Genomic DNA, 11,223 nt, shown 5'->3' with positions numbered 1-11,223 from the left:
TAAGTTTATTAGTTGATTTAGAGCTGATATAAAACCATTTAAAAGCTTTTTAAAATTCTTTTAAACCTCCTTTAAAACAGGGCTTTAATACGCTCCATTTGCGATTGTAAAAGTAAACTCTGAGAGTGGCTCATAATGTCACTCTCTCGTTTGTTTTCGCTCAGTAAGCGCCCTACTTCTTGTGCTTCAAAGCTGTAACCTTGTGACTGCCTGCCATCTTCAAAATGCTCAATTAAATCATCAAGCTCATACAAAGAACACTCATAAGCTCTAAATGCATCGGGTATTTTTATATAGCCTTTGTCGCCTATAATATACGCGCCATTCCCTAACCGGCATTGAAATGACGTTGCTAAGCTCACCATTACATCGCCACAATTAGCAGTAATAAGTACATCGTCTTCCACGCCTTTGTAGCGAATGTTTGCTCTTACGTGTAAGTTTTCAAGGTCGCTATTTAAAAAGTAATTAGCAATGGCAAGCGGATAAATTCCCATATCGAGTAAACAACCGCCCGCTAAATCTGGGTTGTATTCACGCCCGTCGGGGTTAAAAGGCACAGGGTAACCAAAGTCAGCTTTAACATGTTTAATAGTGCCAATTCGCCCTTGCTCTACCCATTGTTTTGCTTTTTGTATTGCAGGTAAAAAGTACGTCCACATGGCTTCCATTAAAAATACGTCGTGCTTTTTAGCCAGTAAAGACAACTGCTTGCAATCTTCAGCCGAAACCGTAATGGGCTTTTCGCACAATACATGCTTACCTGCTTTAATAGCATCGCTGGCATTTTTAAAGTGAAAGTTATGCGGGGTCGCAATGTAAACTACATCAACGTTTTTATCGTCAAATAATGCCTGATACCCTTCGTAGGCATTGGCCGCACCATACTTGCTCGCAAAAGCGGTTGCATCATCCCCATTTCTTGCTGCGACTGCGTACGCAACACCATTATTTGTATGTGCTAAGTCTTCACAAAATTGTGCAGCAATTCGGCCACAACCAACAATACCCCAGTTTATTTTTTTCATAGTGTTTCCTTATGATCTTAAAAAGAAATTTAAGTGAACTCCAACAACCAAGCAATAAACTTGCAAATTAATTGTTAAACATAGTTTAAAACTAGCTTGACTTAACAATATCAAATCATTAATGTTAGCGCTAACACTAAAACAACATTAAGCATCACATTTATGTTCCTTGGTATCGATTTAGGCACTTCAGGTGTAAAAGTAATTATTTTAGACGAGCAAGACCAATTGCTTGCTCAAGCAAGTGGATCTTTAAGCGTTTCACGCCCAGCACCACTTTTTTCTGAGCAAAACCCTACAGATTGGTGGCTTGCTACATGTAGTGCAATTGATGAGCTTAAAAATACTCACCCTGCATTACTAAAATCGGTAAAGGCTGTGGGCCTTTCTGGGCAAATGCATGGCGCTACGCTGCTTGATAAAAACAATAACATTATTCGCCCAGCCATTTTATGGAACGACGGGCGCAGTGCAGCACAATGTGTAGAGCTTGAAAAACGCGAACCAAATTCTCGTAATATTACCGGCAACATAGCAATGCCTGGTTTTACTGCACCTAAATTGGTGTGGTTAAAAGAGTTTGAACCAGAAAACTTTGCAAAAGTAGCCAAAGTATTATTACCAAAAGACTACCTACGCTTTTTAATGACCGGTGATTTTGCATCAGACATGTCTGACTCGGCTGGCACACTGTGGCTAGACGTAGAAAAAAGAGCATGGTCACAAAAAATGCTTAGCGCCTGCGACTTAACAGAGCAACACATGCCTACTCTTTTTGAAGGCACACAAATTACGGGCAAATTAACCGCTGAAGTGGCTGCTAAATGGGGTATGGAGCAAGTGCCTGTTGTTGCAGGTGGTGGCGATAATGCCGCAGGCGCTGCCGGTGTTGGCGTAGTAAAACCTAAACAAGCGTTTTTGTCATTAGGTACTTCGGGCGTTTACTTTGTTGCTAACGATAAATACCTGCCTAACCCAGAAGGTGCTGTACATACTTTTTGTCATTGCATTGAAAACACCTGGCACCAAATGTCAGTGGTGTTAAGCGCAGCGAGCTGCTTAACCTGGGTCACTAAATTAACCGGTTTTGAAAACGAAAGCGCATTACTTGAACAAGTAAGCAAATGCGACTTTAGCAAACCAAGCTCAGTGATATTTTTACCTTATTTAACTGGCGAACGTACGCCGCATAATAACCCCGATGCTAAAGGCGTGTTTTTTGGTTTAGACAGTGATACCGATGCAGCAGCCCTTGGCCGTGCAGTACTCGAAGGGGTTGCTTTTGCCTTTGCCGATGGACAACAAGTACTGCTTGATGCCGGTGCACAAATTGACGATGTAACCGTTATTGGTGGCGGCGCTAAGAGCCCACTGTGGGGAAAAATCATCGCAAGCGTACTTAACCGCCCCCTTATTTACCGAGAAGGCTCAGAAGTTGGCCCTGCATTTGGCGCCGCAAGACTTGCCCGAATAGGAGTAGAACAACTCCCTGCACAACAAGTATGTGTTAACGGCAAAGTAACGCAAACAATTGAGCCAGACCCAGTTATGCAAGACTTTTACGCACAACAATACACAACATACAAAGCACTTTATCAAAGTGTAAAAACATACTTTTAATACACTATTATAAAATTAATGGAGCACATTATGAGCGAGCAATTTTTTACAAACGTTGAAAAAATTAAATTTGAGGGTGAAAACTCTAAAAACCCATTTGCATTTCGTTACTACGACGAAAACCAAGTAGTGCTTGGCAAAACAATGAAAGAACATTTACGTTTTGCAGCCTGTTACTGGCATAACTTTTGTTCTACAGGGTTTGATATTTTTGGTGAAGGTACATTTGATCGTCCTTGGATCCAACCTGTAGGCAACCAATTAGAACTTGCTGAACAAAAAGTAAAAGTAGCCTTTGAATTTTATGAAAAATTAGGCGTTCCTTACTTTTGTTTTCATGATGTTGATATTGCCCCTGAAGGCAAAACACTACAAGAAAGCCACGATAACGTAACGCACATAGCTAACATTATCGAAAAAGAAATGCAGCGCACAGGTGTAAAACTACTGTGGGGTACTGCTAACTTATTCTCAAATCAGCGTTTTTGTGCCGGTGGTGCAACAAACCCTAATCCTAATACGTATGCATACGCAGCAGCACAAGTTAAACATGCAATGGAAATTACGCATCGTTTAGGCGGCGAAAACTACGTACTTTGGGGTGGCCGTGAAGGTTACGATACGCTACTAAATACAGACCTTGCACAAGAAAGCGAACAGTACGCACGCTTTTTGAAAATGGTTGTAGAGCACAAGAAAAAAATTGGTTTTAAAGGCACATTATTAATTGAGCCAAAACCACAAGAGCCAACTAAGCACCAGTACGATTACGATACAGCAACGGTTGCAGGCTTTTTATATAAGCATGGCTTACAAGACGAAATTAAAGTAAACATTGAAGCAAACCACGCAACACTTGCGGGTCATAGTTTCCATCACGAAATTGCAGTTGCTTGCGCTGAGGGCATTATGGGTAGTATTGATGCTAACCGTGGCGACATGCAAAACGGTTGGGATACTGACCAATTTCCTAACGACGTAGCCGAGTGCACACTTGTTGTTTACGAAATTTTAAAAATGGGTGGTTTTACAACCGGTGGCTTTAACTTTGACACTAAACTTCGTCGTCAATCGTGTGAGCGTGATGACTTATTCATTGGTCACATTGGCGGTATGGATACAATGGCTAAAGCATTACTCAATGCAGCAGCAATGATTGAAGGTGGCGAGCTAACTGACTTTGTTGAAAAACGTTACGCTGGTTGGAAAGAAGACCTAGGTCAAAGCATTCTAAATGGTGAGCAATCACTTGAGAGCCTTTCAGCCTTAGTACACGAGAACAACATCGATCCTAAGCAAGTTTCTGGTCGCCAAGAGCTGCTTGAGAATATTGTTAACCGCTACGTATAAGGACATCGCCTCGGTTTTAAAGCCGAGGCGTACATCATTATGAACTTGTTAGAACAACTCAAAAAAGTAACCACAGTCGTTGCCGACAGTGGCGATGTAGAGTCAATCAAAGCTCTACAACCGGTTGATGCAACAACCAACCCTTCGTTAATTTTACAAGCTGCAAAATTACCTCAGTATAAACATTTAATTAGTGATGCTATAAGCAAAGCTGGCAACGACGTTGACGCTATTTGCGACCAACTTATTGTTAACTTTGGCTGTGAAATACTAAAAGTAATACCTGGGCGTATATCAAGCGAAGTAGATGCGCGTTTATCGTTTGACACCCAAGCAAGTATTGCCAAAGGGCGTAAGCTTATTTCACTTTACGAGCAAGCGGGTATTTCAAAAGACCGCGTACTTATTAAACTTGCTTCAACGTGGGAAGGCATTAAAGCCGCTGAGCAGTTAGAAAAAGAAGGCATTAAGTGTAACTTAACGCTGCTTTTTTCGATGGCTCAAGCCATTGCCTGCGCACAAGCTAACGTAACGCTTATATCTCCGTTTGTTGGTCGTATTCTTGATTGGTATAAAGCGTCTGAAAACAAAGAGTACACCCCAAGTGAAGATCCTGGTGTGCAGTCGGTTACTGGTATTTATCAGTATTACAAAAAGTACGATTATAAAACGGTGGTAATGGGCGCAAGCTTTAGAAACATTGAAGAAATAATCGAACTTGCTGGCTGTGATTTACTCACTATCTCGCCACCACTGTTAAATAGTTTACAAAGCCAAGAAGGTGAACTGGTTACTAAACTTGACGCTGCAAACATAACAAAAGCGCCGCGAAGTGAAATAACCGAGCTTACCCATCAGCAGTTTTTATGGCAGCACAACGAAGATGCAATGGCCAGCGAAAAGCTCGGTGAAGGCATTCGTAACTTTGCCAAAGACCAGCGTATTTTAGCTAAATTGGTTGAAGACCTACTACACTAATTTCCCTCAAGCCTGCCACATTACGTGCGGGCTTTTTTATTTTTATTTGAGGTAATACATGACTCAGCTTTCTTCTCGTGCGCCTTTTGCTAATGCCATTCGCGCACTCAGTATGGATGCGGTACAGCAAGCAAATTCAGGGCATCCGGGCGCACCTATGGGTATGGCCGATATAGCCGAAGTACTGTGGAACGATTTTTTAAACCACAATCCTAACGATCCAAATTGGCCTAACCGAGACCGCTTTGTACTCAGTAACGGTCACGGCTCTATGCTTATTTATTCTTTATTGCATTTAAGCGGGTACGAGCTACCACTTAGCGAGCTTAAACAATTTAGACAAATGCATTCAAAAACCCCAGGTCATCCTGAATACGGTTATACCCCAGGTGTTGAAACAACCACAGGTCCGCTTGGCGCAGGTTTATCAAATGCCGTAGGGATGGCCATTGCCGAAAAAGCCCTAGCAGCACAATTTAACAAAGAGAGTTTTGATATTGTTGATCATTACACTTACTGTTTTATGGGTGATGGCTGTTTAATGGAAGGCATATCGCACGAAGTATGTTCGCTTGCAGGCACATTAGGCCTGGGTAAACTTATTGCTTTTTGGGACGATAACGGCATATCTATCGACGGACACGTTGAGGGCTGGTTTACCGACGACACCGCTAAACGCTTTGACGCTTACGGCTGGCATGTAATAAAAGATATAGACGGTCACGACCCAGAACAAATTGCCAGCGCCATTGCACAAGCCAAACTAGTGAGCGATAAACCTACCCTACTTTGTTGTAAAACCGTGATTGGCTTTGGCTCGCCAAATAAATCAGGCTCGCACGACTGCCACGGCTCGCCATTAGGTAATGACGAAATAACTGCTGCACGTAAATTCTTAAACCTACCAAATGAAGCATTTAGTATCAGTGATAATATTTACGCCCATTGGGACGCTAAACAAAGTGGTGATAAAAAACAAAAACAATGGCAGCAACTGTTTAGCGACTACACCAAAAGCCACCCAGAGCTTGCTAAAGAATTTGAGCGTCGCGTAATTAAACGCACCCTGCCTGACAACTTTGAAGCTATTGCAAACAACTATATTGCACAGTGCAACAAAGATGCTGCTAACATTGCCAGCCGAAAAGCCTCGCAAAACACCATTGAAGCCTTTGCCCCGCATTTACCAGAGTTACTGGGTGGCTCTGCCGATTTAGCCGGTTCTAACTTAACGCTGTGGTCTGGCTCTAAAGGCATAAGCGCAGATGACGCCAGCGGTAATTACCTATTTTATGGCGTGCGCGAGTTTGGTATGAGCGGCATTATGAATGGCATATCACTGCACAGTGGTTTTATTAATTACGGTGCTACATTTTTAATGTTTATGGAATACGCCCGTAACGCAGTAAGAATGTCGGCACTTATGGGTATTCAAAATATATTTGTGTATACCCATGACTCTATTGGCCAAGGTGAAGACGGCCCGACTCATCAACCTATTGAGCAACTAGCCAACCTACGTATGACGCCAAACTTAGTCACATGGCGCCCATGTGACGCGGTAGAAACCGCCGTTTCGTGGAAAAACGCTATACAAAATCAGCAGCAACCTACGGCGCTTATTTTTAGTCGCCAAGGGCTCAACCACCAGCCACGCAGCGCTCAGCAAATTAGCGACATAGAAAAAGGCGGCTATATTCTTAGCGAAAGCAATAAAGCGCCTGAGCTTATTTTAATTGCAACAGGCTCTGAGGTTGATTTAGCAATGCAAGCCGCTAAAGAGCTAACAAAACAAGGCGTTGCCGTGCGTGTGGTTTCAATGCCAAGCACCACATTGTTCGACCTACAATCAGACGATTACAAGCAAAGTGTATTACCAAACTCAATTGTAAACCGTATTGCAATTGAAACCTCACACCAAGATTACTGGCTCAAATATGTTGGCTTACAAGGCAAAGTAATTGGTATGAGCACTTTTGGTGAATCGGCGCCAGGTAACGTGTTATTAGCGCACTTTGGCTTTACCACCAAAAACGTAGTTAGCACCGCGCAGGCGTTAATTAAAGCCAACGCCTAATACATTTAGTACGCGTAATGCGCGCAATAATACAATTTTATCCAATTAATGCGCTAAGCCTCCCAAAGCTCGGCGCATTTTTATAATTAACTAACAAAGGTGAACTATGAAATATTTACTATTAATTATGCTTTTTAGTGCAGGTACTAGTTTTAACGCATGGGCAAATGACAAGCAAAATGATGAACTAATGCTAACGATTTTTTTAAAACACGACCAATCAAAAAACCTCTCTGAAATAAAAGAAATACTCAACAACGCCAACTTTTACAAACATTTTCCGCCAGAGGGTGCAACGGTAGAATCTTGGAAAGTAATGATGGGCATAGGCCAAGTAGTTACTTTGCGCTTTCCGGCAGCACTATTACCAAAAGTAAATTTATCGATTGAACGTTATGGTTGGAAAGCCTACAGCACTGAGTTTTACCCAACTTACGATCTGTATCCAATCGTAAAAGAAGAAATTAAAAAAGCCAGAATGAACAATTAAAAGAGTAACCACCATGACAACTTCACTTGTTCAATACACACTAAGTAATGAGGCAAACGACACTATTTCTATTATTAACTACGGTGCCCGGCTTACCAGCTGGGTTACCCATGTTGATAATAAAAAAAGAAATATTGTACTTGGCTATTCTAATATTAATGACTATTTAAACGACACGTTTTACTTAGGCGCAGTAGCCGGCCCTTATGCAAATAGGCTAAGTAACGCCCAAATACACATTGATAATAAAGCTTATGCGCTTAATAAAAACGAAGGCAATAACCAACTTCATGGCGGGCATAAAGCATTAAGCGACTTGTTTTGGCAGCTCGATTATCATCAAAAAAATGCGCTAAGTTTAAGTATTACTCTACCCGATGGATACAACGGCTACCCCGGTAAAACTATATTTAACGTGCTGTATACCTTTACCACTAACAGTAAAAACCAAAGTAATCTTGATATTAAATTTACGATTACCAGTAATAAAAAAACCATTGCAGGGCCAACAGCGCACCCATATTTTAATTTAAATGGCATTACTAACAGCGCACAAGGGCATACATTAAAACTGGCTGCCACGCATTATACCCCCGTAGATACAAACGCCATTCCCACAGGTTTAATAGCCCCAGTAGCAAATACCACTTTTGACTACACAAATGCGCGTGTGCTTAATAAAACCGATAAACTCGATCATAACTTTGTAACCGAGCAAGTACTTAACCTGCAAGCCAATAAGCAACACGCAGAGCTTACTAGCGCCGATGAAAAAGTAATGCTGAGTGTGCTTTCTAACTACCCTGCTATTCAAGTGTACACGGGGCAGCACTTAAAAAATCCGTTTAACCAATTTGACGGTATTTGCCTAGAGCCGCAATTTTGCCCCGACAGCCCTAATAACCCACACTTCCCATTTAGCTATTTAACACCACAAGTGCCTTTGCAAACGCATATTAGTTACTGCTTAGCTAACTTGAAATCTTAATAATAAACCTATCAAAAATAGCTATTTTAAGCGCTTAAAACCAAAAAAGGATCGCTATTAAGCGATCCTTTACGGGAGGTTAAATGTTTAGTGCGATTATAAATCGCTTACAAAGCTTTTAAGTTTTAACTCACGGTCAATTAATAATGGGTAATCGGTGCGCCCTTGCATTGGCCAATCGTTGCGCCAAGTACGTGCATCGCTTATACCCCAAAAAGTAACACGGCTTACTTTATCGTCATATTTTTTAAGTATGTTAAACACGGCTTTGTAGCGCTCGCCTAACTGGGTGTTTACTTCACTCGGTAAACCATCTGGGTATGGGTTAAATCGCTCTTGCAGCGCAATATCTAACGAAATATCAGCCCCTTGTTCTTCACCTTCAGGGAAGGGTAAAACCGAAATATCAAGCTCGGTTATCATCACATCAATACCCGTTGCAGCGTATGCCACAATAGAGTCTTCCATTAACGAAAGCTCTGGGTTATCAAGCGAATAATGCGCTTGCATACCAATACCATCTATTTCAATGCCTTTGCTTTGTAAATTTTTAATAAGCGCAATTGCACCGGCTCTTTTTTCTGGCTTATATAAGTTGTAATCGTTGTAGTATAGCTTGGCATTAGGCGCTGCCTGCTTAGCGTATTTAAACGCATATTCTATAAAGTCGTCACCAATAATGGTGCTCCATTTAGATTCACGCAGTGTGCCGTCTTCGTTAAGTGCTTCGTTTACAACGTCCCATGCAAAAATACGGTTTTTATAGCGCCCTGCAACTGAATTTATATGGTTTTGCATGCGCTTAAGTAATGCATCGCGGGTTAGCGGCTCGCCTTGTTCGTCTTCAAAAACCCAATCAGGCGTTTGCGAATGCCACACTAATGTGTGCCCAACTAATTCTTGGTTGTTCTCTTGTGCGTACTTAACTAGCGCATCTGCGGCTTCAAAATCATACGTTTCAAGCTCTGGGTGTATACGTTCCCACTTCATAGAATTTTCTGGCGTAAAGGTATTAAATTGCGCTTTAGCCACGTTTAAATCTTCAGGCAAAGCTCCTAACACTTGGTCGCGGCTAATTGCGGTACCAATTTTAAAGTGATCTTTAAATTGCGCTTTAAGCGTTAATTGCGCCGGCGCTTTTTGTGCTTTTAAAGTCGGTTTACTTTGCTCTGCTGAGCCATTACAGCCAAGTGTAAGGCTCGACATTCCTAATAAAATAGCAATCGTTAGTTTATTTTTATGCATGATGTACCTGTTGTGTGTTTTTTAGTGTGCAAGGTAAACTTAACACCATATAGTCTTTTTGACAACAACGTTTTATTAAAATAGACTGAACAAAAATAACACAGCACACATTTCTTAATTGCATACCTAACTAGCAAGATAATTAGTAAATAAATTAGCAAGGACACACATGAAAAACACAACAAACACTTTATCACTAAAAGCCGCAGGCACCTTTGCATTAACGATTGCATTAACGATTGTATTAACTGCTGCATTAACTTCTGCATCACCTGTTAGCGCAGCAGATAAACCCAAGCAACTTACCTCATCTATAGTGAGCCCAAAAGACGCGCACATCACTCACTACGAAGGCGGTGATTTTCATACCTACTTTTATGGCGATACATCACTCACCAAAGGCGCTATTACAGGTGTGGCGGTTATTAAACCTAATAACGAAATACATCCCGCCCACCAGCATCCCGATGAAGAATACTTAATGATTCTTGAGGGCTCAGGCACCTGGACACTTAATGGCAAAAGCCAACCAGCACTCACCGGAGATATTTTATTTGCAGCCCCTAATGACCTACACGGTATTTATAACAACGGCGATGTGCCACTTAAGTTTGTAGTCGTGAGGTATCAGGCTAAGTAGGTTTAGTGGCTTTTTAGTGGAGTAGACTAAGAAAATTATGCACTAAGAGGTTAAGAGACGCTTCGCTTTTAGAGGAAAAAATAGCCTGATATAAGATCAGGCTGTTTTGGGTTATTCATCATAAAATTTTATAAAAGAATTTTTCCCTTCGTTAATATCATTTAGCCAAGCATGTGCGATATTAGGATTTAAATGTTGCTTCTTTTTATTAATGTTTTGAAGTGATTTTATCAATTGATCAGCAGCATCCGAATATTTATAAAAATGCTGTTCCATATCAAACTTTATTGGGTTCTTAGCATTAATAAAAGAACCAGTAACTAACCCAACTTCTGGAAGTGCTGCAGTTATATGATCAAACTTATTCCAAGAATAGCCTTTATTTAATATTGCTAACTTATTAGCTAGCTCAAATCCTTTTTCATCAAGTAATTTACACCCTAAATCATATTCTACCTCCCAAAGTGACAGAAGTGACTGCTTGCACTGTTTCAACGTTTGATTTCCTCGTCGAAAGATATCAAAAACCCTATCTTCGACCTGACTTTCAAACGTATCATCTTCATTTATCTGTATTTCATCGAATGAGTATTTGAGAACAATTAAAATAAGACACAACAGTGAAGAACGATTCATGCCTCTACTAAGATCCATCTTTAGAGAACTGACTAATTTCTCATCCGAGTTTCTAAACAATCCATCAATATAATAGCTAGGGAAAGGAAATCCAATGCTTGGTATGTTGAGACAAAAGCGACATGTAAAGTCCAAAATAATCAGCTTTTCTTTAAAAGTTTTATTTGGATA

10 protein-coding genes are annotated in these 11,223 nt (G+C 41.0%); 7 read left to right on the top strand and 3 right to left on the bottom strand.

Annotation, left to right across the window (positions count from 1 at the left end):
• Positions 1-71: 71 nt before the first annotated feature.
• Positions 72-1,028: a Gfo/Idh/MocA family oxidoreductase gene (locus GQR46_RS09875; RefSeq protein ID WP_165740844.1), complete on the bottom strand. Its 957-nt coding sequence runs from the start codon at positions 1,026-1,028 to the stop codon at positions 72-74.
• 162 nt (positions 1,029-1,190) lie between these two features.
• Here GQR46_RS09875 and xylB point away from each other — a divergent pair, with 162 nt between their 5' ends.
• From xylB to GQR46_RS09845, 6 genes are all read left to right on the top strand, one after another.
• Complete coding sequence (gene xylB, locus GQR46_RS09870) at positions 1,191-2,648, top strand: xylulokinase (protein WP_165740843.1); 1,458 nt, start codon at positions 1,191-1,193, stop codon at positions 2,646-2,648.
• A gap of 30 nt (positions 2,649-2,678) precedes the next feature.
• Entirely contained in the window at positions 2,679-3,998 is a 1,320-nt protein-coding gene (gene xylA / locus GQR46_RS09865) for a xylose isomerase (RefSeq protein WP_007375167.1), read from the top strand.
• Between the two features lie 39 nt (positions 3,999-4,037).
• Complete coding sequence (gene tal / locus GQR46_RS09860; RefSeq protein WP_206009525.1) at positions 4,038-4,976, top strand: transaldolase; 939 nt, start codon at positions 4,038-4,040, stop codon at positions 4,974-4,976.
• Between the two features lie 58 nt (positions 4,977-5,034).
• On the top strand, positions 5,035-7,053 hold the full coding sequence (gene tkt, locus GQR46_RS09855) for a transketolase (RefSeq protein WP_165740842.1): 2,019 nt from the start codon (positions 5,035-5,037) through the stop codon (positions 7,051-7,053).
• Between the two features lie 106 nt (positions 7,054-7,159).
• Positions 7,160-7,543 carry a hypothetical protein gene (locus tag GQR46_RS09850; RefSeq protein ID WP_165727816.1) on the top strand — a complete coding sequence of 128 codons (384 nt, stop codon included), beginning with the start codon at positions 7,160-7,162 and terminating at the stop codon, positions 7,541-7,543.
• Between the two features lie 13 nt (positions 7,544-7,556).
• Entirely contained in the window at positions 7,557-8,531 is a 975-nt protein-coding gene (locus GQR46_RS09845; RefSeq protein WP_165740841.1) for an aldose epimerase family protein, read from the top strand.
• Positions 8,532-8,627: 96 nt separating this feature from the next.
• Here GQR46_RS09845 and GQR46_RS09840 read toward each other — a convergent pair whose 3' ends face one another.
• Positions 8,628-9,776: an endo-1,4-beta-xylanase gene (locus GQR46_RS09840; protein ID WP_165740840.1), complete on the bottom strand. Its 1,149-nt coding sequence runs from the start codon at positions 9,774-9,776 to the stop codon at positions 8,628-8,630.
• A gap of 169 nt (positions 9,777-9,945) precedes the next feature.
• Between GQR46_RS09840 and GQR46_RS09835 the strand changes: the two genes are divergently transcribed.
• The gene (locus GQR46_RS09835; protein WP_165740839.1) at positions 9,946-10,416 is read left to right on the top strand and encodes a cupin domain-containing protein; all 471 of its coding nucleotides are present in this window, start codon (positions 9,946-9,948) and stop codon (positions 10,414-10,416) included.
• A gap of 111 nt (positions 10,417-10,527) precedes the next feature.
• Here the strand turns inward: GQR46_RS09835 and GQR46_RS09830 are convergent.
• On the bottom strand, positions 10,528-11,223 hold a 696-nt coding region (locus GQR46_RS09830; RefSeq protein ID WP_165740838.1), incomplete at its 5' end, for a hypothetical protein.

This window comes from Pseudoalteromonas sp. Z1A6, assembly GCF_011378745.1.
In the GTDB taxonomy this organism is placed as follows: Bacteria; Pseudomonadota; Gammaproteobacteria; order Enterobacterales; family Alteromonadaceae; genus Pseudoalteromonas; species Pseudoalteromonas arctica.
Note: the sequence above shows the minus strand (reverse complement) of the source record. Positions and strands in the feature narration are given on the sequence as shown.

Bases quoted from the DNA above. Each gene is read 5' to 3' on its own strand.
- GQR46_RS09875 (WP_165740844.1), bottom strand. From the start codon at position 1,028: ATGAAAAAAATAAACTGGGGTATTGTTGGTTGTGGCCGAATTGCTGCA.
- xylB (WP_165740843.1), top strand. From the start codon at position 1,191: ATGTTCCTTGGTATCGATTTAGGCACTTCAGGTGTAAAAGTAATTATT.
- xylA (WP_007375167.1), top strand. From the start codon at position 2,679: ATGAGCGAGCAATTTTTTACAAACGTTGAAAAAATTAAATTTGAGGGT.
- tal (WP_206009525.1), top strand. From the start codon at position 4,038: ATGAACTTGTTAGAACAACTCAAAAAAGTAACCACAGTCGTTGCCGAC.
- tkt (WP_165740842.1), top strand. From the start codon at position 5,035: ATGACTCAGCTTTCTTCTCGTGCGCCTTTTGCTAATGCCATTCGCGCA.
- GQR46_RS09850 (WP_165727816.1), top strand. From the start codon at position 7,160: ATGAAATATTTACTATTAATTATGCTTTTTAGTGCAGGTACTAGTTTT.
- GQR46_RS09845 (WP_165740841.1), top strand. From the start codon at position 7,557: ATGACAACTTCACTTGTTCAATACACACTAAGTAATGAGGCAAACGAC.
- GQR46_RS09840 (WP_165740840.1), bottom strand. From the start codon at position 9,776: ATGCATAAAAATAAACTAACGATTGCTATTTTATTAGGAATGTCGAGC.
- GQR46_RS09835 (WP_165740839.1), top strand. From the start codon at position 9,946: ATGAAAAACACAACAAACACTTTATCACTAAAAGCCGCAGGCACCTTT.